General features: G+C 40.0%; 28 protein-coding genes and 1 pseudogene. 3 read left to right on the forward strand and 26 right to left on the reverse strand.

Going from position 1 to position 24042, the window contains the following annotated elements:
- From L1068_RS04620 to L1068_RS04645, 6 genes are all read right to left on the reverse strand, one after another.
- Positions 1 to 453: hypothetical protein (locus L1068_RS04620; RefSeq protein WP_237129301.1), on the reverse strand; the 453-nt coding region annotated here is incomplete at its 3' end.
- A gap of 118 nt (positions 454 to 571) precedes the next feature.
- Entirely contained in the window at positions 572 to 1159 is a 588-nt protein-coding gene (locus tag L1068_RS04625) for a hypothetical protein (RefSeq protein ID WP_237129302.1), read from the reverse strand.
- A gap of 67 nt (positions 1160 to 1226) precedes the next feature.
- Positions 1227 to 1766, reverse strand: a complete 540-nt coding sequence (locus L1068_RS04630) for a hypothetical protein (RefSeq protein WP_237129303.1) — start codon at positions 1764 to 1766, stop codon at positions 1227 to 1229.
- A 116-nt stretch (positions 1767 to 1882) separates the two neighbouring features.
- A complete protein-coding gene (locus L1068_RS04635; RefSeq protein ID WP_237129304.1) occupies positions 1883 to 2392 on the reverse strand; it encodes a hypothetical protein in 510 nt (169 codons plus the stop codon).
- Between the two features lie 118 nt (positions 2393 to 2510).
- Positions 2511 to 2957, reverse strand: a complete 447-nt coding sequence (locus L1068_RS04640) for a hypothetical protein (protein ID WP_237129305.1) — start codon at positions 2955 to 2957, stop codon at positions 2511 to 2513.
- Positions 2958 to 3152: 195 nt separating this feature from the next.
- The gene (locus L1068_RS04645; protein ID WP_237129306.1) at positions 3153 to 3560 is read right to left on the reverse strand and encodes a hypothetical protein; all 408 of its coding nucleotides are present in this window, start codon (positions 3558 to 3560) and stop codon (positions 3153 to 3155) included.
- A gap of 244 nt (positions 3561 to 3804) precedes the next feature.
- On the opposite strand from L1068_RS04645, the gene L1068_RS04650 reads away from it, so the two are divergent.
- Positions 3805 to 4773 carry an integron integrase gene (locus L1068_RS04650; RefSeq protein WP_237129307.1) on the forward strand — a complete coding sequence of 323 codons (969 nt, stop codon included), beginning with the start codon at positions 3805 to 3807 and terminating at the stop codon, positions 4771 to 4773.
- Between the two features lie 19 nt (positions 4774 to 4792).
- Here the strand turns inward: L1068_RS04650 and L1068_RS04655 are convergent.
- From L1068_RS04655 to L1068_RS04670, 4 genes and pseudogenes are all read right to left on the reverse strand, one after another.
- Positions 4793 to 5026, reverse strand: a pseudogene (locus L1068_RS04655) (hypothetical protein); the annotation flags it as partial.
- A gap of 83 nt (positions 5027 to 5109) precedes the next feature.
- Positions 5110 to 5541, reverse strand: coding sequence for a hydrogenase (locus L1068_RS04660; protein WP_237129308.1), 432 nt, complete (start codon positions 5539 to 5541; stop codon positions 5110 to 5112).
- 202 nt (positions 5542 to 5743) lie between these two features.
- Positions 5744 to 6328: a Crp/Fnr family transcriptional regulator gene (locus tag L1068_RS04665; RefSeq protein ID WP_237129309.1), complete on the reverse strand. Its 585-nt coding sequence runs from the start codon at positions 6326 to 6328 to the stop codon at positions 5744 to 5746.
- A 147-nt stretch (positions 6329 to 6475) separates the two neighbouring features.
- On the reverse strand, positions 6476 to 7702 hold the full coding sequence (locus L1068_RS04670) for a spore maturation protein (RefSeq protein WP_237129310.1): 1227 nt from the start codon (positions 7700 to 7702) through the stop codon (positions 6476 to 6478).
- A gap of 87 nt (positions 7703 to 7789) precedes the next feature.
- Here L1068_RS04670 and rsmF point away from each other — a divergent pair, with 87 nt between their 5' ends.
- On the forward strand, positions 7790 to 9229 hold the full coding sequence (gene rsmF, locus L1068_RS04675; RefSeq protein WP_237129311.1) for a 16S rRNA (cytosine(1407)-C(5))-methyltransferase RsmF: 1440 nt from the start codon (positions 7790 to 7792) through the stop codon (positions 9227 to 9229).
- A 318-nt stretch (positions 9230 to 9547) separates the two neighbouring features.
- On the opposite strand, the gene L1068_RS04680 is transcribed toward rsmF, so the two are convergent.
- From L1068_RS04680 to yceD, 14 genes are all read right to left on the reverse strand, one after another.
- A complete protein-coding gene (locus L1068_RS04680) occupies positions 9548 to 11365 on the reverse strand; it encodes a metallophosphatase (protein WP_237129462.1) in 1818 nt (605 codons plus the stop codon).
- A 43-nt stretch (positions 11366 to 11408) separates the two neighbouring features.
- Complete coding sequence (locus L1068_RS04685) at positions 11409 to 12182, reverse strand: YchF/TatD family DNA exonuclease (protein WP_010559964.1); 774 nt, start codon at positions 12180 to 12182, stop codon at positions 11409 to 11411.
- 14 nt (positions 12183 to 12196) lie between these two features.
- Positions 12197 to 12523, reverse strand: coding sequence for a PilZ domain-containing protein (locus tag L1068_RS04690; protein WP_010559963.1), 327 nt, complete (start codon positions 12521 to 12523; stop codon positions 12197 to 12199).
- A 13-nt stretch (positions 12524 to 12536) separates the two neighbouring features.
- Positions 12537 to 13427, reverse strand: coding sequence for a hypothetical protein (locus tag L1068_RS04695; RefSeq protein WP_237129312.1), 891 nt, complete (start codon positions 13425 to 13427; stop codon positions 12537 to 12539).
- Entirely contained in the window at positions 13424 to 14053 is a 630-nt protein-coding gene (tmk, locus tag L1068_RS04700) for a dTMP kinase (RefSeq protein WP_237129313.1), read from the reverse strand. Before tmk ends, L1068_RS04695 begins: the two co-directional genes overlap by 4 nt.
- Positions 14050 to 15036, reverse strand: a complete 987-nt coding sequence (gene mltG, locus L1068_RS04705) for an endolytic transglycosylase MltG (RefSeq protein ID WP_237129314.1) — start codon at positions 15034 to 15036, stop codon at positions 14050 to 14052. The genes tmk and mltG overlap by 4 nt, the downstream gene beginning before the upstream one ends.
- On the reverse strand, positions 15033 to 15824 hold the full coding sequence (gene pabC, locus L1068_RS04710; protein ID WP_237129315.1) for an aminodeoxychorismate lyase: 792 nt from the start codon (positions 15822 to 15824) through the stop codon (positions 15033 to 15035). Before pabC ends, mltG begins: the two co-directional genes overlap by 4 nt.
- 60 nt (positions 15825 to 15884) lie before the next feature.
- On the reverse strand, positions 15885 to 17123 hold the full coding sequence (fabF, locus tag L1068_RS04715; protein ID WP_237129316.1) for a beta-ketoacyl-ACP synthase II: 1239 nt from the start codon (positions 17121 to 17123) through the stop codon (positions 15885 to 15887).
- 105 nt (positions 17124 to 17228) lie between these two features.
- A complete protein-coding gene (gene acpP / locus L1068_RS04720; RefSeq protein WP_010559957.1) occupies positions 17229 to 17465 on the reverse strand; it encodes an acyl carrier protein in 237 nt (78 codons plus the stop codon).
- 209 nt (positions 17466 to 17674) lie between these two features.
- Positions 17675 to 18421 (reverse strand): 3-oxoacyl-ACP reductase FabG, encoded by a 747-nt coding sequence (gene fabG, locus L1068_RS04725; RefSeq protein WP_054981042.1) that lies wholly within the window; start codon positions 18419 to 18421, stop codon positions 17675 to 17677.
- A gap of 15 nt (positions 18422 to 18436) precedes the next feature.
- The gene (fabD, locus tag L1068_RS04730; protein ID WP_237129317.1) at positions 18437 to 19369 is read right to left on the reverse strand and encodes an ACP S-malonyltransferase; all 933 of its coding nucleotides are present in this window, start codon (positions 19367 to 19369) and stop codon (positions 18437 to 18439) included.
- Positions 19370 to 19441: 72 nt separating this feature from the next.
- Positions 19442 to 20518: a phosphate acyltransferase PlsX gene (plsX, locus tag L1068_RS04735; RefSeq protein WP_237129318.1), complete on the reverse strand. Its 1077-nt coding sequence runs from the start codon at positions 20516 to 20518 to the stop codon at positions 19442 to 19444.
- A 10-nt stretch (positions 20519 to 20528) separates the two neighbouring features.
- Complete coding sequence (rpmF, locus tag L1068_RS04740; protein ID WP_010559953.1) at positions 20529 to 20696, reverse strand: 50S ribosomal protein L32; 168 nt, start codon at positions 20694 to 20696, stop codon at positions 20529 to 20531.
- An 11-nt stretch (positions 20697 to 20707) separates the two neighbouring features.
- The gene (gene yceD, locus L1068_RS04745; RefSeq protein ID WP_040641640.1) at positions 20708 to 21232 is read right to left on the reverse strand and encodes a 23S rRNA accumulation protein YceD; all 525 of its coding nucleotides are present in this window, start codon (positions 21230 to 21232) and stop codon (positions 20708 to 20710) included.
- A gap of 118 nt (positions 21233 to 21350) precedes the next feature.
- Between yceD and L1068_RS04750 the strand changes: the two genes are divergently transcribed.
- Positions 21351 to 21956, forward strand: a complete 606-nt coding sequence (locus L1068_RS04750; RefSeq protein ID WP_237129319.1) for a Maf family protein — start codon at positions 21351 to 21353, stop codon at positions 21954 to 21956.
- On the opposite strand, the gene L1068_RS04755 is transcribed toward L1068_RS04750, so the two are convergent.
- Complete coding sequence (locus L1068_RS04755; RefSeq protein WP_237129320.1) at positions 21948 to 22586, reverse strand: HAD-IIIA family hydrolase; 639 nt, start codon at positions 22584 to 22586, stop codon at positions 21948 to 21950. The genes L1068_RS04750 and L1068_RS04755 overlap by 9 nt on opposite strands.
- Positions 22587 to 23546: a 23S rRNA pseudouridine(955/2504/2580) synthase RluC gene (gene rluC, locus L1068_RS04760; RefSeq protein ID WP_237129321.1), complete on the reverse strand. Its 960-nt coding sequence runs from the start codon at positions 23544 to 23546 to the stop codon at positions 22587 to 22589.
- Positions 23547 to 24042: the final 496 nt, after the last annotated feature.

Raw genomic sequence — 24042 nt, forward strand, 5'->3', positions numbered from 1 at the left:
GCTATCAAATGACTGAGTAATCATCGGTTGGAAGCGCCAACCCCACATACAAGAATTGTTAGCTCGGAAACTTACAGAGCCTGTTAACTTTTGATTATCTTTGTCTTTTAGTACCACAACATAATTAACTAAACCGTATGGCTCAGTTTCATGTAATTGAACATTTGCATCAATAATTTCAGGGTTCTTGAATTTACTTAGGTCAGCAAACTTGTTTAGCTGCTCATAAACAGCTTCCAAACTTGATAAAGGAGTTCTTTCCGCAATATCAGAGCATAAAAGTTCATGCGCTTTTTTAAAGTTTTTTTGAGTTAAATATAAATCAACAAATTCATGAGCTTTCGCTTTTGTATTCTCAATTGATGACTCAAAGAAGGATTTTGCATCAAACACTTCGGCATTTGATTGGGAACTAAATAAAAAGGTTAATAACAATATACGTGATAATTTCACAACTCTATCCTTGATAGCTAACGCCCGCATAATGGGCGGATTAAGCTTGGCTAAAATTAGCGAAGAATGAGCGCAGCCAAGCTTTAGACGTCCATTCATTAATGCGTTTGTTATATGGCTATTTGCTGTCTAGCCAACATTTAGAAAATACTATGTCATTGGAGTTGGAAACAATAAGCTTGTGAACATAAGCCAAGCCATGAACAGGGGCTGGGTCTTTACCAACCATATACAGAGTATTTGATGAAGCAATGAGTTTTTCATTGATACTTACCGATGCTTCATTGTTTAACAATAAGCCTTCGAATAACCCTTGGTAACCCGCCATAACATGAATTGCTTTATTTAACTCTTGCCCTTGCAATCCTTCTGTCGCGATCCAAAGGTTCGAATGATCCACGAGTTTGTTTTTCGGTAACACAGACAAGCTATTAATTATGTACTCTTTGGCGCTTTTCAAATAAGGTTTATGAGTTGACATATTACCTTCAACAAAATTTATCGCTTTTGAAACAGAGACAATAACTTTTGAGTTGTTAGTTTTATAGAAAATTGCAGGTAGCTCATAAGATACGGGATGGCTTAAATCGGATTTCCATTTAACAGGGTACTTATTTGACTCGCAAGGGTCAGAATCGGCATAAACTAAGCTAGAAGCTAAAAATATCATCAAAACTAAAAATTTACGCATACTTTCCTTAGCCATATAACGCCGTTTGTAACCGGCTAATAATAGTTGGCTAAAATTTGTGAGGAACGAACAAAGCCAACTGTTATTTGTCCGCGTTTACAACCTTGTTAGCTTTCGAGTAGTACTCACTAAAAACTCTTTTGCCATTTTTACTTTTAAAAAAATAGTAAAATGAGAACGGTACCAACAGAAAATAAGACAAAGCAGACCACCACACCAAGTCACTGTTATCTGGTATGACGAATATCCTAACCAGTATTAATGCCAAGAATAAACTAGATATTGTGCTCAGACTTGTTCTTGCCCAATTATCACGCCAAATATGAGTAAGTAGTTTAATATTTTTAAAGCTAACAGCAGTAGTTATCCCAAAAAGAAGAAGTAAGGTTTCGTACCGCCCATTTACAGCATGGATTGCAGCAAAAAAAGGAATAAAAAAGTAAATAAACAACGACTGAGAATACTCTTCTTTTGCTTTCTTTTTCTTAAAGCCCTCAGGGTTATTATGTTTTTCTATATCTTCACTACCTGCGTTTGCTGGGCAGCCGCAAAAAGCACACTTATCCAAATTTGGCTCATTACCAGACTCACATGCCTGACAAGTCCATCTGTAACCTACCATTATTCTCCAATCTCAAAAGAAAGCTAACGCCGCCGTAAGAGGCGGAAAATGCTTGGCTATAATTAGCGAAGAATGAGCGCAAGCCAAGCTTTTTGCGTCGTTTCTTGACGGTTTTGTTAGAGTTTTACTGCCAGATCTTTATTTATCTTGGTATAAACCTGCGTTAGCCTTTTTATATGAAAGCTTACTTTCTTCCAATCCCAAGAATTAGGCTTGCCAAATTCAGGCAATGTATCTTCCCATTCTTTAGCTTCTTTTTCATTACGAGAATGTAAGCTAAATAAACCAAAATGGGCACCTTCAATAAATACGTTGAAGTTAATAACTCCCCAGCCATCACTTGTATATCTGTATTTGGCACCATTACCCTCATCAGGGTTAAGTTCGTGTTTTTCAGTAAACACTTGTCCGCAAGTATCTACATAATGTAATGACAAATTAATATCTTTGTTTAATTCGTTGTTTTTGTTAATTTTATAGGAAACGTAATCTTTTAACTCATTTAGAGAAGAAAATAGCCTTAGCTCAGAATCAAAGTCAGAATAAGCTTCATAAACTAAAACATCATATTCAAATATATGGTCAAAGAAATCATTGAGTTCACTTATGTTGATTCCGCTAGTCATGCCCATCGATATATTCCAAAAACTCTAACGCCGTATTAAACGGCACAAAATAACAGGCTAAAATCAGCGACGAAGGAGCACAAGCCTGTTGTTTTGTGTCCTTGGTTTAAATACCTTGTTAGGTCTTGATTTTAAAACCTTTTAGTAATTCTTGTGTAAAGTTAACAGACTTTTCATAAGACTGACACCAATAATCATGAATAGAAAAAGTCACCAGCTTATTACCCATTCGAAAGTGCTGTGTATAAATTCTAAAGCTACTTTTTTTATCATATGCATCAAGTACAAAGGATTGGATGTCTGAAGCCAAATCTATTGTTTCTTGCATGTATTTAAAATTATTTTCTGGGTTTGAATGCTTGGAGTTTTTAACAATTTCGAGATCTCGTTGTGCCCAACCACTTAAAGGAGTATCAACATTGTATGTGGATACATAAATCGAAAAAATCTCGTCTGCTGAATCTACTCTAACCCCACCTTCGATAGCTTCGGGTTTCCATGACTCAGGTAAAGATAAAACCCAAGTATCAGTAGATAATTCTATGTGTTTCGATTCTGGTTTCACGTCAGCTCCATTAACGTTTAATATTTGAAGAAAGAATAAAATTGATATGGTTTTTATAACCAATTGCATAAGAAATACTCTAGAGACCTAACGCCCACGTTAAGGGGCTTTTTATTAGTTTGCTAAAATCGTGTAGCGAAGCGAAACCGAGCAAACTGTAAAAAGTCCCGCTTGAACTGCTTGTTATAAAGCCATTCACCTAACCCAGTACATTACTTTGTTTACACCTTCATTTTCAACCACTTGAGGATGAGAAGCAACAGACATGATCTTTGATTTAACTGCTTCAATACCAAAAGACTTTACACAGGGCTTAATAAACCATTTATTAAAACTAGGATCATGTTCGATTAATGAAGCAAAGACTAAATCATCGAAAAGAGCTTTAGGTAAAGGATTAACTTTTTCCAAAAGCTTTACCACAAACCACTTTTTCTCAGGGTGCATTAAAGCCGCAGTAAACCAAGCTAAAGAGTCAGGGTTATCTTTTGGAAAATTAGAAGCAATTCTACCTACAATCTTGCGGACAAGATGATGACTTTCATTCTTATCTTTTAGCGATTTTGCTTGAGTATAGTCTTGGTAAAATGCTTCGAGGTTCATCAGTTACCTTAGGCTTTATAACAGTTTATTAAGAGGCAAGTTGCCTCTTTTTCTACCGCAACATCGCCTGTTTATCTTCAAGCCAGTTTATAACATTTGTTACAAACATTTACTAGTCATCAACTTAGCTGAATAACTCTTCATAGTTAATTGGTAAAAAGAGGCAAATTGCCTGTTAACTTGATTAAGGAGGAAAAACCGCAATACTGTATATAAGCACAGTGCGAATGAAAAGTTAATTATTATGAAAACACGTTCTCCATTTTTAAATTTTATTATTGAGGAAATGTATTCTAGAAGATATGCAAAACAAACAATCGAATCATATATTCATTGGATAGCTGCATACATTAATTTTCACAATAAGCGTCACCCAGCTTCAATGGGAGATACCGAAGTTGAAACGTTTTTGAACTACCTAACAGTACAACGAAATCTTGCAGCAAATACACAAGCACTTGCTCTAAATGCTATTGTCTTTATGTATCGGCACATTATTAAACAGACGCTTTCGATAAACTTAAATTTTATTAAAAGTAATCGCCAACAAAAACTCCCCACCGTTTTAACTCGTGAAGAAGTTCGCTTGTTACTTTCAAACTTAACTAAGCGGAATTATTTAGTTGCGAGTTTAATGTATGGCAGTGGCTTAAGAAGTAGAGAAGTGGTTAACTTAAGGGTTCAGGACATTGATTTTGATTACCTCTGCGTGCGTATTTGGAACGGTAAAGGGAACAAACACCGCATAGTCACTCTTGCCAAACAGCTTATTCCTTTATTGAGGAATAAGATAATTCAAGTCAATGAGTATTTAAAACGTGATTTAAACAACACACAATTTGCAGGAGTATGGATGCCAACAGCGCTTGCTAAAAAACACCCTACTGCCAATAAGTCACTCGCATGGCAGTTTTTGTTTCCTTCTTATAAGTTAAGTGCTGATCCAGAAACAGGCGAAATAAGGCGTCACCATTTTGATGTAAGTTGTATTCGTAAAGCTATAAAACAAGCTGCTAAACAATCTGGCTTTATCAAACTAGTAACGCCACACACATTACGGCATTCCTTTGCGACTCATCTTTTACAAAGTGGCGCAGATATTCGTACTGTTCAAGCACAATTAGGTCATAGCGATGTTAAAACTACGCAAATTTATACGCATGTGTTGCAACAAGGAGCGAACGGTGTGATTAGTCCCTTGTCGCATTTGTAAACATTTTGCTTTTTGGCTACTAACCAAAAAACCAATAGCACACACCAATGGCAGTTAGAATACCGGCAAAATCTGCAGCTAAGCCACAACCCACTGCATGGCGGGTATGTTTTATGCCAACTGCACCAAAATACACTGCTAACACATAAAACGTGGTTTCGGTTGAACCTTGAATAGTAGAAGCTAAACGCCCTGCGAATGAGTCTGCACCATGGGTATTCATGGTTTCTAACATCATTGCCCGTGCGCCAGAATCCATCACTGCTAAACATATCCTTATGCGTAATTTTTATAACAAGCTAAGAGGTCGATGGTTTTTATATGCATATATTTCAGTTAGTAAATTAGTGGCATTAATGTAAAAGCCAATATTGTCGAGGCGATTAATGATAGTAATGAACCTAAACGTACCATAATTGTAACTATCAATTCGAAAGTGACGATTGCTGAAAAGCCTGCACCAGCGATAGGAAGCGCTTTACTTGCACCTGTCACGGAGGCAATCGTTATTCCAAGCCAAATAAGTATAAACCCAAGGGCAGAACCATAAGCCACAACAGTCTCAATAAATAAAGGCAACTCTACCAGCGACCAAATCACACCAAAAATTGCCAGAGCCATACCGCACTGAACAGCTGTTAAATGACCAGAAAGCGCCATTCGGGAGTTTTTTGCTCTAGGGATTACCGCACCTTGTATTAAACCAATAAGAAAAAGCACAATTCCCATAAATATTAGGTGCCCGCCTATTTTCGTCAGTTCTATCATAAAAACCTCCACGTATTAACAGCGTGAACTACGTCGTCTGGCAGATTTAGCAGAGCACAATCAGCGTCAAATTTGCGTAACACCCACTGCTGATTTTTAGCTTGTATATGGGGATTAAATTGTTTTTGTGTCTTCATTGTTTAACTCCATTATTAAAAATGGAATGGTAAACAACAAAATAACTTAACTCATTCACCTAGATTCATTTTTTTAATTTACTCAGTGTTTGGGGAGCAACACCGAGATATGAGGCGATATGATAGGATTTAACTTGCTTTAATATTAATGGGTATTCGTCTAGTAAGCGGGTGTATCTTTCGGCAGCGGTTTCTGACATAAGTGAGAGTACTCGCTTATATGTTGATGAATAATATGTGTTATGTAGCCAGATTCTTGCTAATGTCTCCCACTTTTTTTCTTGCATAATAAACTTATCGAGGGTTTCAAGAGACGTTACATAAAAAACCGAATCTTCAAGAACTTCAAAGTTAAGCATTGAACCTGTTTTTTCATAAAAACTGACACTGTCATCCATAAAGTGATTTAAGCCATGTTTGCTCTTGCCGCGAAAATAGAGCTGCCACGTATGGTCTTTCCCATTTATATCGGTAAGGTAAGACCTCGCTAACCCACTTTTTATAAACCAGATTTCACCGAACACGTCACCTGCGCAATGTACCCTGGTGCCTTTTTTAACACGTTTTACCTCAAACATTTCACACGCATGTGCCCACTCAGCATCATTGACTGGAATAAAGTGTTCAATCATTTTTCTAAAATATTTCATAGAGCTACAATTATTAGTTTTAAAAAGTTACGCCTAAATATGAATGAAGATTACTTGGTTAAACTTAATACAAAGGCAAGTTAACTTACTAAATTTATGTGTTATGGAACTTAACGAACAATTTCAGCTTTCCCTAACAATAGTGACCTAACCAAAAAACCAATAGCACACACCAATGGCAGTTAGAATACCGGCAAAATCTGCAGCTAAGCCACAACCCACTGCATGGCGGGTATGTTTTATGCCAACTGCACCAAAATACACTGCTAACACATAAAACGTGGTTTCGGTTGAACCTTGAATAGTAGAAGCTAAACGCCCTGCGAATGAGTCTGCACCATGGGTATTCATGGTTTCTAACATCATTGCCCGCGCGCCTGAGCCTGAAAGTGGCTTCATAAAAGCAGTTGGCATGGCATCTACAAATTGTGTATCTCCGCCTAACGTAATGACTACAGTACGCAGCCAATCCAATACATAATCAAGCGCCCCACTTGCTCTAAACACCCCAATGGCACATAACATGGCTAATAAATATGGAATTAACGAAACCGATAACTCGAATCCTTGTTTGGCACCAGTAATAAAGCTGTCGTACACGTCAATTTTTTTAATGCTTGCCCAACACAAGCACAGAATAATAAACGCAAATATTAAAAAGTTACTGAATATTGCCGAGTGGGTTTGCATCAACTCGGTGGTTAAGTTCATAAAATACAAAATTAACGCCATAACAATTGCTACTAACCCACCAAGGTATAACAGCACAACAGTATTAAACAGTTTAATTCGCTGAATAGCGCAGGTAACCAATAAACCAACAAACGTTGAAGCAAAAGTTGCCAATAAAATGGGAATAAACACATCGGTTGGGCTAGCAGCGCCTTGCTGCGCGCGATAAACAAATACCGCAATTGGAAATAGCGTCACTGAGCTGGTGTTTAATACTAAAAACAGAATTTGTGCGTTGGTTGCGGTATCGGGCGTTTTGTTAAGAGATTGCAGATCATGCATGGCTTTAATGCCCATTGGCGTTGCTGCATTATCAAGACCCAGTAAATTAGCGCTTAAATTCATGGTAATTGAGCCAAACGCTGGGTGGCCTTTTGGCACGCTGGGCATTAAGCGGGTAAATAGTGGCGATAAGCCTTTGGCAAGCACATCTACCATGCCGCCGCGCTCGGCAATTTTCATTACCCCTAACCAAAAGCACAGCGCGCCAATTAAGCCTATAGCAATTTCAACGGATACTTTGGCCATACTAAATACAGCTTGTACCAACCTTTCAAATACTAAGCCGTCACCGCCAATCCAAGTAGCTAATGCAGACACAAACGCGATAATGAAAAATGAAAGCCAAATTTTGTTAAGCATAATCAGATTATTATTATTTTGAATGCTGCTTAGTGTGCCACATTTCCTGTATTATTGTCGCAATTACCCTTACATGGCAGATAAAAAGTGCATTCTAATATTTATATTCCACAAACGTTTATTGACGATGTTGAAAGCTATATTCCAAATCATCTCTCAATAGATGATTATCTTGCCTCATGTAAGAAGCCACTTAGAACCGCCGTTCGCGTAAATACCAAAAAGATGTCAGTTGCCAGTTTTAAACAATACGCAGCCCTAAACGATTGGCAAATAACGCAGGTGCCGTGGTGTGAAAATGGCTTTTGGCTTGAACGCCCTGAAAACCAACAATCACTTTCACTGGGTAATACTGATATTCACTTATCTGGTTGCATTTACGTGCAAGAAGCAAGCTCCATGATGCCTGTTACCGCCCTGTTAGATGGTAACGACATAAGTGACTGCTGTGTACTTGATATGGCAGCAGCTCCCGGCAGTAAATCAACTCAAATTGCTGAGGCCCTTTCAAGCGAAGGTGTATTAGTTGCCAATGAGTATTCGAGTTCGCGTATTAAGTCGTTAAGTGCCAATATGCAGCGTTTAGGTATTAGCAACTGTGCCCTTTCGCATTTTGACGCCAGTATTTTTGGTCAGTATATGGAACAGAGCTTTGACCATATTCTGCTTGATGCACCATGCTCAGGCGAAGGCACTATTCGTAAAGACGAGAGTGCATTAAAAAATTGGTCTATTGAATCTAATATTGAAATTGCCGATGTGCAAAAGCGCCTAATCGAAAGTGCGTTTTATGCCTTAAAAACCGGTGGCACGCTAGTGTATTCAACCTGCACATTAACGCCACTTGAAAACCAAGCAGTATGCCAATATTTACTCACTACATTTGCCGACCATATTGAGGTAGTGCCGCTAAATCACTTATTTGAAAATGCGAAAGACTCGGCAACCGATGAAGGTTACTTACATATTTGGCCACAAATTTACGATACCGAAGGTTTTTTTGTCGCCAAGTTTGTTAAAAAGTCCCATGTGCCACAGCCTGAGCCTAAAGTTAAAAAAGGGGCGTTTCCGTTTACCCCCGCAGATAAAAAAACAACCGAGCAATTTAACCAAATAATCAAAAAGCAATTTGCTATGAAACCGCTTGCAGGCAAGCTTTGGCAACGCGAGCAAGAGCTTTGGTTGTTCCCTAGCAATATAGACTCGGTAATAGACAAAATTAAATACAGTCGCATTGGGATTTTGCTTGGTAAGGTGCATAAAAATGGCATTCGATTACATCATGAATTTGCAACTTGCTTTGGCGCTGAAGGCCTTAAAAACACCCATAAACTGTCAGTTTCAGAGGCTTGTGACTACTTTCAAGGAAAAGATATTAAATTAGCACAAGTTACTAGCGCGAAAGACGAGGTATTACTTTTATTAAACGATACTTGCGTTGGCTTAGGCAAATGGCAAAAGAACAAAATCAAAAATGGGTTGCCACGTGAGTTAGTTCGGGATAGTCGGTTGATAACTTGGGAATAACTTAATGAAAACTTGTTAACAATTTTTTAAATAATTTATAACCAACTGTTTTTGTTGAGTTTATTTTTTAAGCAAAAATTTCCTTTTTTTGATTAATTTAACTACAATTATTAATACTTTTTCACTTCTCCCTATGAAATGATCAAGTTTGTAAGTTAGCGCACGGCTCATTAAATGAGCCATTCCCCTAAGCCCAGGACAATGTGGATTGGTCCTGGGCGATTTTTATTGGGCGTTTGTAAAAGCGCAACAAACTTGGCTTTAGCCCCGTATTTTGCAACTTTTGAGCTGTATTGAAGGTTAAAATCGGGGCTTAATTTAACTTTTCTCTTTTAGATCAAATTCTGTAATGTTTCCATCACCATGTAATAGCTGGTAGTGCGTCAGCCGTTCGTTGTCTAAACACACCAAACTAATTGCCGAATCACTCACTAAATGCTTTGCTGATTGCTTATGACGGTGTTTATGCACCTTCATTTGCCAACGTTTTGTAAAGAAATTAAGCGGGCTACTTGGATGGTACAAAATGCTATCTAAAGTGTTTAATTTGCTGAGCAAAGATTTGGGAAATTCATTTTTAATGCCGCTGGCGGTAAGTTGCCAAATACGGTTATCACGATTTGAAAAACGGCTTTGCACCGAAAAGCAAAACGAATAATGCACATCACCTGACAAAATCAGCGTTTCAATTGGCGTATCTGCGCGTTTGAATATTTGCATTAATTTTCGCGCTGCCCCTTCATGGGCCATCCAGTTTTCCACATCAACTAATAATGGCTGACCACAAAAGTTAAAAATCGCTTGAATCGCTTCAATTGATTTAACACCAAATACCGGCGCTGGTGAGATTAAAATAACCTCCTCAAGCCCTGTCATATTATCGTCAAGCTCTACCAATTGTTCCCAATCTAATAAACCTGACGGTTCGTTAAAATCGGTTTCGTTACGCCAGCGGTGTGTTCGGGTATCGAGTGCAATAATTTTAGGGTGAGTATCAAGGGTGTAATGCCACCTATCAAATGCCAATATTTGATTATCAAATTGCTTTAAATGACGATACTGCGTAGTGATTTGCTCATCTAGTGCATGTAATAGCGCCTTGGTATATTCGCCGCCATCGTTACCCACACCTTGGAATACTAAATAACTTATCAGACCGTTAGCAATAATGCGTTTGCTTATCGGATTTGAATAAACTGCCTGCTCCCACCCCGCCGTTAAATTCCAATCATCAGTGACATCATGATCGTCAAACATGGTGATATGGGAAATATTAGCAAATAGCTTTTCAACTTCGGGCAATCCATCAACAAAGTCGATTAAGTTTTGTTTTTCTTGTAAAAAGGTATTGGTGTGTTTTTGATTATTCGATTCGAATGTTAAATCGTCTAACCCAACCAACTGCCAACACGCTGCACTCGTTGTTAATAAATAAAGCGCAAAAAATTCTTCAAGATGCACCAAGTGGTTATGCGATTTTAAACTGGTAAAGTGCTCCAAATCTTGGCGCAGCCAATAGCCAAACTCGAGTTTAGAACGCTCATGCCATTTGGTTATCGGTAAAATAGTATCGCGCGTATAAAGCGTATGTTTTGCATCAGCCTGAAGTTCGTCAATCAGACTAGGCTCTTTAAAAAGCTTTAGCTGGTGGATTAACTGTTCAACCGCTAATAGCATAGGGCCCGCAACATCATCTGCGTATATCTGATCGCCCGACATCACCAGTAACCTTGGTTCTGGCTCATTATTTTTGCGTTTACTTGCCAAGAAATGGCTTGCGGTTATAAGCGCGTCTTTTGATTCATGATGTGGATTACGACACGAGCCATGCAAAATGCTACTAAGCTGTTTAGCAATAACAAAGCTGCACGATGATTGTCCATCAAGATAAAACGCCGACAAGTCAACGGGCGCGTTGTTGTGCTCTAATTGATAGGAAATTAGCGTATCAACCACAAACCCTGTAGTCGATGTGCTATTTAGAAAGTAAAAGTGGCAAAAACAGTGTTCGCCAAGCGCTAAAATTTGTTGCGTTTGCTCAAATTCACCAAGCGCCGGGGCATTCACTTTAAACGGCGCTTGCTGGGAACTTACAATAAATAACGTGACCTGTCTCGGTTCTGCTCGCCGGATCATAGGTCCTGTTAACAGAATAGGCAGTGTCACGCAGTTATCCTGTTTACTTAGCTAGTTTAAAGAGGTCGTAAAAGTTATCTGTGGTTGCCTTTGCAAGCTCTTTAAACGATAACTTTTTAAGATCCGCGATAAAGTACGCAACATCTTCAACATACGCAGGTTGATTAGTTTTGCCACGATGCGGTACTGGCGCTAAATAAGGCGAGTCTGTTTCAATTAACAAACGGTCAAGCGGAATTTTTTCTACCACTTCGCGCAGCGCTGCGGCATTTCTAAAGGTTACAATGCCCGAAATAGAAATATAAAACCCTAAATCTAGCGCTTGCTTTGCCATTTCCCAATCTTCGGTGAAGCAATGCAATACGCCACCGCAGTTTTGCGCATTGTGAGCGCGCATAATATCAAGGGTATCTTGCTTTGCATCGCGGGTATGAATGATTAACGGCTTGTTTAATTCATTGGCAACATCAATATGCCCTGCAAATGAATCTTGTTGTACTTGGTGGGTGTCTTTACTGTAGTAGTAATCAAGACCTGTTTCACCAATCGCCACTACTTTATCGTGCGTTGCAAGCTCAACTAAACGTGCTTTATCAAGTACGTCTTTTTGGTCTAGTGGATGTACACCACAACTAACTGACACATCGGGATACGCTTTAACCTTTTCCAACATACTTGGAAATTGATCTAAGGTTACCGACACACATAAAAAGTGCTCTACACTTTTAGCGCGGGCGTTTTCTAATACTTGGTCAAGAGAAAGACCAAGCTCATCAAAATTAAGTCTGTCTAAATGACAGTGAGAATCTACAATCACAAAAAGTCCATAAACTACATGGTATAAGTGGGATCGCTAGAGTTTAACATACCGCCTAGCATTTTTTCGATTTTATCGCGCACTTGGCTCTTATCATCGATAAAGCTCACACCAACACCCGGTGGATTTGAGTTTTGGCTACCTTGTGGTGTGATCCACACGACTTCACCGGTGATAACATCTTCTTCAAGTGCATCTGGCAAGCTAATGCGCAATGCTAATGGTTGAGACATTTCAAATTGCATATTGGTGCGTACAAATAAGCCACCTGTTTTTAAATAAGGCATGTAGCTCTTGTACAATTCACGTGTATCTTCAAAATCGACTAGTAATTCTTGCAAAATAATGTCCTATTTATAAATAACTTAATTGTTTTAACAGTTGGTTTAGCTGCAATGATAAATTAAGTCCTTTAACTTCTTTAAACTTATGCGCAAAACTGAGCAATGCTTGATTTTTTTCTTGATAGCGTTTTACATCAAGCGTATTACTGAGTAGCTCAGTTTGCAATTTTTGTGCGCAAAATTGCGCAAATATATCTATATAATCAGTGTTTTGGTTAAAAAGTTCAAGCAATTGCTTATGACATGGTTGTAACGTTTGCTGCTGAGATAACTGATACAAAGATTCAACGGCACTTAGTTGCCCGTCTTCTTGCCATTGCTTCAAACATAGCGGCCTATGTAAAAACGCATTAACCCAAGGTTGTGTCGCATCAATGCTTAAATCACCAATAAATTGTTTTGCTTGATTGGCGTCTACCGTCAACGTAATTTTAAAGCAACGGCTTAAAATTGTTGCTGGCAGTGGCGTATTGGGATCACTTAGCAGTACCAAGTAGCGATTAGCGTTGGGTTCTTCTAAGGTTTTTAACAGTGCATTACTTGCTGATAAGGTTAAAGAATGGGCATCTTTTACAATAACCACTTTATTACCTTGGAAGCTTGCTGTGCTGACAAAAAAGTCGCTGATCGCACGCACTTGTTCAACGCTAATGCTGTCTTTTTCGGCACTGACCAACATAAAGTCTGGGTTTGTTTGGCTTTTATTTAAGGTACATGCTTTACAAACACCACATGCCTGAGTGCCGTTAGACATACACAATAAATCTAACGCCAGCTGATATGCCAAATCGAAACTACCAACGCCCTCTTTTCCAAGTAGCAACAGGCCGTGATGCAGCTGCCCCGTGGCGCCTAATTGCTGAAGCTGTGCGTAATTATGTTGAAGCCAGCTTGGGATCACGCATTCGCTCCATCAATAAACTGCTTAAGTGCTTTTTCAATGTTCATGTGAACAGTTTCCATTGGTAAGCTAGCATCAATGGTAACAATTGAACTATCGTTTTTTGCGGCGTTTAAATACACTTCGCGAGTACGTTCAAAAAAGCTTAATTGTTCAAGTTCAATACGGTCTAACTCACCACGATTCGCGGCGCGTGCTAACCCAATTTTTGGATCGATATCAAGGTACAAGGTTAAATCTGGCTTTAGCTCGCCCAACACTATATCCGCCAAGGCTTCAAGTTTGTGATTATCGATTTCACGGCCACCACCTTGGTATGCTTGCGATGATAAGTCATGTCTGTCGCCTAATACCCAGTCGCCACGATTAAGTGCAGGAAAGATAACATTTTCAACCAATTGCGAGCGTGCTGCGTACATTAACAGTAATTCAGTTGCATCACTTACTTTTTCCTCGTGCGTTGCTTTCACTAAACTGCGCAGCGATTCGGCAAGTGGTGTACCACCCGGTTCCCGGGTATTAACAAAATTAACCTGCGCGTCATTTAATACGCGCTGACACACTGCTATTGCAGACGATTTACCAGCCCCTTCAAGGCCTTCAATAACAACAAATTTACCGTTCATTTTTTTAAAATATATTTCCTAACTGCTGCATTATGCTCAGCTAATGTTTTAGAGAAATGGTGTTTACCATCTCCTGATGCAACAAAATAATAAAAATCAGAGTATCGTGGATTTAAAGTCGCGTAAATAGCCTGCTCTGATGGCATAGCTATAGGTGTTGGCGGCAATCCATTAATACGATACGTATTATAATCGGTGTAACGTTTTAAATGCTCTTTTTTAATATCACCTTGGTATTCATCCCCTAACCCATAAATTACTGTTGGGTCGGTTTGTAAGCGCATGCCCTTATGAAGGCGATTTACAAATACAGACGCAATTAAATCACGCTCTGCATTGTGACCTGATTCTTTCTCAATAATCGATGCAAGAATAAGCGCATCGTATTTTGATTTAAGTGGTACTGAGGTATCGCGGGTTTGCCATGCGATATCTAAGGTATTAGCCATTTTTTCATAGGCGCGGTTTAAAATATCTAACTGCCTATCGCCAGCAGAATAATGATACGTGTCTGGGTAAAACCACCCTTCTGGATTAGTTTGATTAATGCCCCACATGCTGAGTGTGGTCCGCAACGATTGCTCTGATACTAATTCTAAATACGGCGCATCTTTAAAGCTGGCTAACACTTGTTTAAAGGTTGAGCCTTCAACAATAGTAAACGCAAATTGATGATCGCGCCCTTTATTCATCTTGGAAATTAACGATAGCAAAGGCTGCGACTCAATTAAGTACATGCCTTGTTTTAATTCCACTAACTGAGGGTTTATTTTGGCGTATACCTTGAGCCAAAAGCAGTCGTTTATCCAACCATTTGCTTTAAATGTGCGGCACATTGCGTTAACGCCCGTACCTGCCTTTACTTGATAAAGTGTTGGTTCAGAAATGCTAATTTGTGTCGCTTGTAACTGCTTAAGCTGAATACCCACAAAGGCAACCGCTGCAATTAAGGTCGTAAATAAAAACGCAAACGCTCGTATCATAATGCTTGCTCGTTTAAAAATTGAAGTGCGTTTTCAAGGCTGTAGTAATGTGCATCAAGACGTGTAATTGGTACGATCCCCATTAAGCTATTACAACAAAATAAATTATCTGCGCTGTAGCAGTCGCTCAAAGAAACAGTATCAAATTTAATATCGATATGCTTCGCTAAATGCGCTAAAAAAACACCAAACACACCCGATTTGTCGAGTTTTGGGGTAATTAACTGGCCATTTTTTAAGAGCAGAACATTAGCAACCGTAGTTTCAATGACTTCATGGTTACAGTTAAGCAAAAGCCCCTCGCTAACACCTTTTTGTTGTACTTCTTGCTTTGCTAACACCTGCTCCAAACGGTTAAGGGTTTTTAACCCTGCAAGTAAAGGATTAATTGCCAATTGCGTTGATAAGGTATCGAGGGCGACGCCCTGTTGTTTGAGCGTTAAATAGCTCTCTGGAAAATCAGAAGTGTAAATATATACCTGCGGCACTTGTACGGTAGGCAGTTGATAACCCCGACCACCCTGACCACGACTGACAATGACTTTGATAACCGCCAGAGAATGGTCGCTTGCAAGCGCATTTATTTGGTTTTCAATAGCTGATAAATCAACATTATCAAAATACAAACGCGCCACACAGCGCGCTAGCCGTGCTAAATGCTGCTCTAACAAACACGGTTTGCCATTTTCTACTTTAATGGTTGTGAAAAAGCCATCGCCATATTGCAATGCTCGGTCGGTAGAGGCGACGGTTTGAGTTTGGCTATTTTTTATTATTGTTATATCCATACACACAAAAAAGCCTAGGAAATCCTAGGCTTTTATTCGCAATTCGATTTCTGCTAACGATTATATCTTCTTAAATAATAAAGAGCCATTAGTTCCACCGAAGCCAAATGAATTACACAGCGCGTAATCCAATTTCGCATCGCGCGCCGTGTGCGCAACGTAATCTAAATCACAACCTTCACTTGGGTTATCAAGGTTGATTGTTGGTGTTACTTTTTGGTCACGAAGCGATAAAATCGTTACAATTGATTCAACAGAACCTGCAGCACCAAGTAGGTGACCCATCATTGATTTAGTCGAGCTAACTAGCACATCACTTGCTGCAGCGCCGTAAATAGACTTAACCGCGTTGGTTTCAGCAATATCACCTGCCGGCGTTGATGTACCGTGTGCGTTGATGTAACCCACTTGCTCAGCATTAAGGCCTGCGTCATTTAGTGCGTTTTTCATCGCTAACGCCGCGCCTGCGCCATCTTCTGGTGGAGATGTCATGTGATACGCATCGCCACTCATACCAAAGCCTACAAGCTCAGCATAAATTTTTGCGCCACGCGCTTTTGCATGTTCGTATTCTTCTAGGACGATTACACCTGCACCGTCTGCAAGAACGAAACCGTCACGGTCTTTATCCCACGGACGCGATGCCGCTTGTGGGTCATCGTTGCGTGTTGAAAGCGCGCGTGCAGAGCTAAAACCGCCCATACCGATTGGTGTTGATGCTTTTTCTGCACCACCCGCAACCATTGCATCTGCATCACCGTAGGCGATCATACGTGCTGCATGACCAATATTGTGAAGACCTGTCGTACATGCCGTAACAATCGAAATATTTGGACCTTTTAGGCCGTGCATAATCGATAAATGACCTGAAATCATATTGATAATGGTTGAAGGCACGTAAAACGGTGATAATTTGCGAGGGCCACTGTTAAGTAATTTAACATGGTTTTCTTCGATAAGTGTTAGACCACCAATACCTGAACCCACAGCGACACCAATGCGCTCAGCATTTTCTTCAGTTACTTCTAAACCTGAATCCTTAAATGCTTGTACACCAGCAGCAATACCGTATTGAATGAATAAATCCATTTTTTTGGTATCTTTTTTCGCCATATAAAGTGTTGGGTCAAAATCTTTTACAAGACCCGCGAATTTAGTACCGAAATCAGACGTATCAAAATGCTCGATTAAACCAATGCCACTTTGACCCGCTAATAAACCTTGCCATGTTGAATCAACATCATTACCTAGTGGGGTTAACATACCTAGGCCAGTAACCACTACTCGACGTTTAGCCACAGTCATCTCCAAAATATATTAGGTGCAGATAATACAAAAGCCCTAATGAGGGCTTTTGAAAAACTAAAGGCAGCTGGAATGCTGCCTTTAATGTCTATGCTTTAATTACTCAGCGTGAGCAGTAACGTAATCGATAGCTGCTTGAACTGTAGTGATCTTCTCAGCTTCTTCGTCTGGGATCTCAGTGTCAAACTCTTCTTCTAGAGCCATAACTAGTTCTACAGTGTCTAGTGAATCAGCGCCTAAATCATCAACAAATGATGCTTCTGCTTTTACTTCTTCTTCTTGAACACCTAGTTGCTCTACGATGATTTTTTGAACACGTTCTTGGATGTTGCTCATTCTTTTTTCCTTAATTAAAAAACGCTGTTGCGTTATTTTTCAGATTGCGGCGTAGTTTACGCTGCAAAATTTTATGATTCAAGATTCATTTCGATTTTTATTATCTGGTCGAACCTCATAAATCTAAAACTAACCTTTTATCGCCTACTTTCACCGCAATTTCAACCCTAAATTAAACAATTTCGCCGAAATTGCGATAAGCGCATGCGCTAGATCATGTACATGCCGCCGTTTACATGCAAAGTTTCGCCTGTTACGTACGCCGCTGCGTCAGATGCTAAATAAGCCACTGCCGCTGCAATTTCGTTCGGTTGACCTAAACGGTTCGCAGGCACGTTAGCAAGCGTTGCTGCTTTTTGATCATCTGTTAGCTCGTCAGTCATATCTGTTTGGATAAAACCAGGCGCTACTACGTTAACCGTAATGCCGCGAGAAGCCACCTCACGCGCCATAGATTTAGAAAAACCGATTACGCCCGCTTTTGCTGCTGCATAGTTAGCTTGACCTGCATTACCCATAGTGCCAACCACTGAACCAATATTGATAATACGGCCATTTTTCTTTTTCATCATTGGACGTAATACCGCTTTTGATAAACGGAAGATTGACGATAAGTTAGTATCGATAATGTCATCCCACTCGCTATCTTTCATACGCATAAGTAGGTTGTCACGAGTAATACCAGCATTATTTACTAATACATCGATATCGCCTAAGTCAGCTTTTACTGCAGCAAGTGTCGCTTCGATTGATTCAGCGTCGGTAACGTTAAGTGCATAACCTTTGCCGTTTTCGCCTAAGTAATCACTAATTTTACCTGCACCGCCTTCGCTTGTTGCAGTACCTGCAACTTTAGCACCTAGCGATACCAGTGTTTCAGCAATTGATTTACCAATACCACGGCTTGCACCAGTTACTAGTACTACTTTGCCTTCTAAAGAGAATAAGTTACTCATAAAATTTTCCGTAAATTATGCGTCTAAAACGCTAGAAAGAGTGTTTAAATCGTTAACTGCAGCGCAACTTACCGATTTATCAATACGTTTTGCAAGACCCGTTAATACTTTACCTGGACCAAACTCATAAGTCGTAGTTAAGCCATCTTGCGCTAATTTTTGTACTGTTTCAGTCCAACGCACTGGGCTGTAAAGTTGACGCACTAATGCGTCTTTAATTGCTTCGCTTGCAGTTTCAGTAGCCACGTCTACATTATTAATCACCGAGATTTCAGGTGTATTAAATGTAATCGCTTCTAAATCAGCCGCTAATTTATCAGCTGCTGGCTTCATTAATGCACAGTGTGACGGTACGCTAACAGCTAGCGGAAGTGCGCGTTTTGCACCTGCTTCTTTACATAGTTCCCCTGCACGCTCTACTGCTGCTTTTTGACCAGCAATAACAACTTGACCAGGTGAATTAAAGTTTACTGGCGATACTACTTCGCCTTGCGCTGCATCTTCACATGCTTTTGCAATTGCATCATCGGCTAGACCAATAATTGCGTACATTGCGCCAGTACCCGCTGGTACTGCTTCTTGCATATAAAGGCCACGTTTTTCAACAAGCTTTACTGCTTCTGAAAGTGAAATAACGCCAGCACAAACTAATGCTGAGTATTCACCTAAGCTGTGACCTGCCATTGAACTTGGCTTTTCGCCACCTGCTTCAATAAAGTGACGATAAATAGCCACACTTGACGTTAATAACGCAGGTTGAGTACGGTGCGTTTCATTTAATGATTCTGCAGGACCAGTTAGCACAAGTGCTGCTAAGTCGTAACCAAGTGCGTCACTTGCCTCGGTAAAGGTTGCTTTAACAACATCTGATTCTGCAAGTAGTTCAGCCAGCATGCCCACAGTTTGTGAACCTTGGCCTGGAAATAAAATCGCTGTGTTATTTGACATAGTTTCTTCTTCTATAACAAAACAAAACCAGCATTTGCTGGTTATAAAATTCTTTTGGTGGTGAAAGTGGCGCTATTTACTGCACGGTGAACAAAGTGGATCATTTTCCTCATTGTCAAGCGCAAGTTGTTGCCCTTTCAGCGCAGCAAATCGTGCTGCTATTTTCTCAGGAAGTTGCTTTTCAACCTCCCGCACGGCTTCGTTTATCGCCGCCAAAAATGCCGGCGATTTCGCATTACCGTGACTTTTAACCACAATACCGCGTAATCCTACCAAACTTGCACCGTTATACTGGTCGGGGTTCATCTTTTTATAGAGTTTTTTTAGCACTGGAAACATTAAAAGTGCTGCGGCGCGGTAAAAAATGCTTTTTTTGAGGGTTTTATTTAGTTTATGAATGATCATTTTGGCAATACCCTCACAGGTTTTTAATGCAATATTGCCCACAAAGCCATCACATACAATAACATCGGCCTTGCCTTTAAAAATGTCGGTGCCTTCACAATAACCGATGTAGTTAAGTGCATTTGATTGTTCAAACAACTCCGACGCGCGTTTGATATCTTCATGCCCTTTAATATCTTCTGCGCCGATATTAAGTAACCCTACAGTCGGGTTTTCAATGCCTTGCGATTGTTCGGCAACCACACTGCCCATTACGGCAAAGTCAAACAATGTTTCGGGATCTGCAGTAACATTAGCCCCTAAATCCAATAAATAAACGGGTTTAGGTTTTTCAGTTGGAACCGAACTGATTAATGCAGGTCGACTAATGCCCGGCAGCATTTTCAAGATGCAATAAGCCATCGCAAACAGTGCACCGGTATTACCGGCAGACACACATGCTTGTGCTTCTCCTGATTTAACTAAATCAAGGGCTTTTCGCATTGAGGAATCTTTTTTACAGCGTAACGCTGTGGATGGTTTATCGTCGTTATTGACGACTTCGCTACAATGTTTAATCTGTAATCGAGGGTGTTGCAAAGCATCGAGCTTTTCAAGCTCTGTGCGAATGAGGGTTTCGTTACCGCATAATATCAGGGTGATATTATCGTGCGAATTTACAGCTTCAATTGCTGCAGGCAACGAAGAACGGGGGCCGTAATCGCCCCCCATTATATCTAACGCTATGGTTAGATTAGACATCAAAATAGCTCTATTAAGAAACTACTTTTTCGCCTTTGTAGTAACCGTCTGCAGTTACGTGGTGACGACGGTGCGTTTCACCTGATACTGGATCAACTGTTAGAGTTGGACCATTGATCGCATCGTGTGAACGACGCATACCACGCTTAGAGCGAGACTTCTTGCTTTTTTGTACAGCCATTGCCTTATCTCCTAAGAATCTTTCTTAAGTTGTTTCAAAATTTCAAATGGATTTGGTTTGTCATCTTCTGCTTCTATTTCACCAAAGCTCAAAGGCTTTTCTGAAAATCTGCAATGAGACTCTTCATGCATCGGTACTATTGGGATGGCTAACATTAATTCGTCTTCAACTAGTTGATGTAAATTAATTTCACCTTCCTCATCCATCTCTACCACATCATAACATGACGGTAGATGCTCAGATGACTTACCTATACCTATTGGCGAATAAGCAAAGTCTAGTTCCAAATCCAACCCTAACTCTTCATTACAGCGCTGACAAATAGTTGTAATGTTGGCGTTGGCATGGCCTTCAACAACACTAATTCCCTGTTCGTCTTTTCTGAAATGAATTTTAACTTCGACCTCACCCTCGTTCCGTACAACTACATCGAGTAATCGAGGAAGTTGCTCGAACAACACAATACCGTCATAAGTGACCTGTTTTTGTGCGGTTCGTATAGGATCAAGCGTGATCGGAATCTTCACCTTTTGCATAGGGGCTGCATCATATAGATTGTTAGACTTAGAGTCAAAATAAAATTCAACTTTCCTTTGCATTTAGCGCAATTGAATCCTATTCTGCGCAAAAAGTAAGTATTCGATGAAAATTATCATGAAAACCCCGTTTATTTTAGCGTCAAGTTCGCCGTTTCGAAAATCAATTTTAGAAAAAATTTTACCGGTATTTGAGAGCTTTTCACCTAATATTGATGAATCGCCAAAAGCCAATGAAAATGTGATTGAATTGGTTGAGCGATTAGCGCTTGAAAAAGCCAAAACAGCGGTTCAATTTTATCAACAAGGTGTGGTGATTGGTTCTGATCAAGTTGCCGTATTTGAAACGCCTGACAACAAAGTGCAAATACTCGGAAAACCACATACGCGCGATAACGCAATTAAGCAACTTTCGTTATTTTCAAGTAATAAAGTGCGTTTTATTACCTCGCTTGCCGTGTTTGATATTGCAACTAATAACACCTTAGTAACGCATGACACCACCGATGTGTACTTTAAAACCTTGCGCCAAGCCCAAATTGAACAATATATAGATAAAGAACAACCACTGAACTGCGCGGGCAGCTTTAAATCGGAGGGGTTAGGTATTGTGTTATTTGATAAGATCTTAGGTGAGGATCCCAATTCCCTTGTGGGTCTGCCTTTAATTAAACTAACCAACCTGCTTGCACAAATTGGTATTGACCCACTGGATTTAAAATAAATCGACTAGCTGCTCGAACTGATCGATGATCGCGACTGGCGCATAAGGCTCTAATTGAGAAACCGGATGTGCGCCAAAGCTAACACCAATAGAGGCTACCTTGGCATTTTGAGCCATTGCCAAGTCCATGCTGGTATCACCTATCATCACCGCCTTATTAGGAGCAATATTAAGTTCGCTACAAATTTCTAAAATCATTTCTGGTGAAGGTTTAGAAGCGCACTCACAAGCGGTACGTGTCGCTTTAAAAAATGAAATTAGCTGAGTCTCGTGCATTAAACGATCAAGCCCTTTGCGACTTTTGCCCGTCGCCACAGCCAATGTATAACCTTTGTTTTTTAATGCAGTTAAACATTCAAACACATGAGGAAATAAAGTCGATGGCGTATCGTCTTCTGACACATACACCTCTTTATATGATTGCGCTAACTCAAACGTGGCACTTGGTTCATTAAAAAGTCTCTCAATTGCGACCTCTAAACTAAGACCAATAATTTGACGAATAGCATCGTCACTTGGCCTTGTTAACTGGTGGCGATCTGCAACAAGCTTTACCGTATTCACAATTTTTGGCACGGTATCCATAATGGTACCGTCCCAATCAAAAATGATAAGTTCTTTCGCTGTCATCTATGCTTCTTCACGTAGTGTTTTGATGCAGTTCTTTAACTGATTATCCAATGGTGCTTCAACACGCATCCCCTCTTCTGTTTTAGGGTGAATAAAGGTTAGGTCATGTGCGTGTAAAAATAGGCGATTTAAGCCTTTTTTCTTCATTTCGCTATCAAACTCAGCGACACCATATTTATCATCACAGGCAATTGGATGACCTTTACATTGCGTATGTACACGAATTTGATGCGTTCGACCCGTTACCGGTGATGCTTGCACTAACGTCGCAAATTGGCCAAAACGCTCTAAAACACGAAAACGTGTTTGGCTCGGCTTACCTTCTGCTTCGTCTACGCGCACTACTCGCTCACCCGACTGCAAGGTATTTTTACGAAGTGGCTCAGTAACATTCTTAATTTTACTTGCCCAGCTACCTGTAACCAGTGCCCAGTAATTTTTTTCCATGGTTTTTTCACGCAGTTGTTCATGTAACCCACGTAACACCGAACGTTTTTTAGAAACGAGTAAACAGCCTGACGTATCGCGGTCTAGTCGATGAACCAGTTCAAGATTACGTTCATCTGGGCGAATGCTGCGTAGCGCTTCGATTAAGCCATAACTTAAGCCACTGCCACCATGAACAGCCATACCAGATGGCTTATTTAGTACCATAAGGTATTTATCTTCAAATAAAATTGCGTCTTCAAGCTTTGCTATTTTATCTAAATTTTTAGGTACAAACTCTTGTTTCTCAGCCACTTTAACTGGCGGAATACGCACCACATCACCCGCTTGTAGCTTATAAACTGGCTTAATGCGTTTTTTATTTACACGCACTTCGCCTTTACGCAAAATTCGGTAAATTGCACTTTTTGGCACCCCTTTTAAAGCGGTAATTAAAAAGTTATCAATTCGTTGCCCATGGTTGCCTTCATCGATGTCAACAAATTGGACCTGATTTTTTTGCTGTTCTGACATTGCCTAATCACTGATTTGAGTAATAATTTAGTTGCGAAGCGTCCATCTTTAATGGGATAATCGCGCTTGAAATTGACCTTTTGTGAGCAAAATTCACGCTTCACGTGTCAATTTGGTGTTTTATTAGCCAAAGCTAACGATGAAACACGCTTTAAGACGCAGATCATACAGGTCTATGACAGCTTTCTAAAGCTTTTAACGATCTTAAAGCGCATGTAGCGGCCCCCTGAACCAATGAGTGTACTAGATTGTAATTCAGAAAAGCCCCATCTAACTCAGCTAATAAACGTATTTTAAAAGATAAAATACGAGATTTACGACCAAACGTCGTTCAGAATAAAATTAAATGAATTTTTGTGCTGGGTAAGAAACAAATACCGAGCACCTGCCTAGAGTGGCAATTTAACAGAAAATCGGAGTTATACTCCCCCCAGACAGCCCAGTCGTGAGACTGCACAAACTCGTGGGTGTCTGAACAACACTGGTTGTTAATCTC

Origin of the sequence: Pseudoalteromonas sp. MMG024, assembly GCF_021654175.1 — a bacterium.
Taxonomy (GTDB): Bacteria; Pseudomonadota; Gammaproteobacteria; order Enterobacterales; family Alteromonadaceae; genus Pseudoalteromonas.

What these genes read in the sequence shown, in the direction of transcription:
- L1068_RS04670 (WP_237129310.1), bottom strand. Translation starts at nt 7,702, where the DNA reads ATGCTTAACAAAATTTGGCTTTCATTTTTCATTATCGCGTTTGTGTCT.
- tmk (WP_237129313.1), bottom strand. Translation starts at nt 14,053, where the DNA reads ATGAACGGTAAATTTGTTGTTATTGAAGGCCTTGAAGGGGCTGGTAAA.
- L1068_RS04630 (WP_237129303.1), bottom strand. Translation starts at nt 1,766, where the DNA reads ATGGTAGGTTACAGATGGACTTGTCAGGCATGTGAGTCTGGTAATGAG.
- rpmF (WP_010559953.1), bottom strand. Translation starts at nt 20,696, where the DNA reads ATGGCTGTACAAAAAAGCAAGAAGTCTCGCTCTAAGCGTGGTATGCGT.
- L1068_RS04650 (WP_237129307.1), top strand. Translation starts at nt 3,805, where the DNA reads ATGAAAACACGTTCTCCATTTTTAAATTTTATTATTGAGGAAATGTAT.
- L1068_RS04660 (WP_237129308.1), bottom strand. Translation starts at nt 5,541, where the DNA reads ATGATAGAACTGACGAAAATAGGCGGGCACCTAATATTTATGGGAATT.
- fabG (WP_054981042.1), bottom strand. Translation starts at nt 18,421, where the DNA reads ATGAGTAACTTATTCTCTTTAGAAGGCAAAGTAGTACTAGTAACTGGT.
- mltG (WP_237129314.1), bottom strand. Translation starts at nt 15,036, where the DNA reads ATGATACGAGCGTTTGCGTTTTTATTTACGACCTTAATTGCAGCGGTT.
- L1068_RS04635 (WP_237129304.1), bottom strand. Translation starts at nt 2,392, where the DNA reads ATGACTAGCGGAATCAACATAAGTGAACTCAATGATTTCTTTGACCAT.
- L1068_RS04680 (WP_237129462.1), bottom strand. Translation starts at nt 11,365, where the DNA reads ATGATCCGGCGAGCAGAACCGAGACAGGTCACGTTATTTATTGTAAGT.
- yceD (WP_040641640.1), bottom strand. Translation starts at nt 21,232, where the DNA reads ATGCAAAAGGTGAAGATTCCGATCACGCTTGATCCTATACGAACCGCA.
- L1068_RS04665 (WP_237129309.1), bottom strand. Translation starts at nt 6,328, where the DNA reads ATGAAATATTTTAGAAAAATGATTGAACACTTTATTCCAGTCAATGAT.
- acpP (WP_010559957.1), bottom strand. Translation starts at nt 17,465, where the DNA reads ATGAGCAACATCCAAGAACGTGTTCAAAAAATCATCGTAGAGCAACTA.
- L1068_RS04645 (WP_237129306.1), bottom strand. Translation starts at nt 3,560, where the DNA reads ATGAACCTCGAAGCATTTTACCAAGACTATACTCAAGCAAAATCGCTA.
- fabD (WP_237129317.1), bottom strand. Translation starts at nt 19,369, where the DNA reads ATGTCAAATAACACAGCGATTTTATTTCCAGGCCAAGGTTCACAAACT.
- L1068_RS04750 (WP_237129319.1), top strand. Translation starts at nt 21,351, where the DNA reads ATGAAAACCCCGTTTATTTTAGCGTCAAGTTCGCCGTTTCGAAAATCA.
- rluC (WP_237129321.1), bottom strand. Translation starts at nt 23,546, where the DNA reads ATGTCAGAACAGCAAAAAAATCAGGTCCAATTTGTTGACATCGATGAA.
- L1068_RS04755 (WP_237129320.1), bottom strand. Translation starts at nt 22,586, where the DNA reads ATGACAGCGAAAGAACTTATCATTTTTGATTGGGACGGTACCATTATG.
- pabC (WP_237129315.1), bottom strand. Translation starts at nt 15,824, where the DNA reads ATGGATATAACAATAATAAAAAATAGCCAAACTCAAACCGTCGCCTCT.
- L1068_RS04625 (WP_237129302.1), bottom strand. Translation starts at nt 1,159, where the DNA reads ATGGCTAAGGAAAGTATGCGTAAATTTTTAGTTTTGATGATATTTTTA.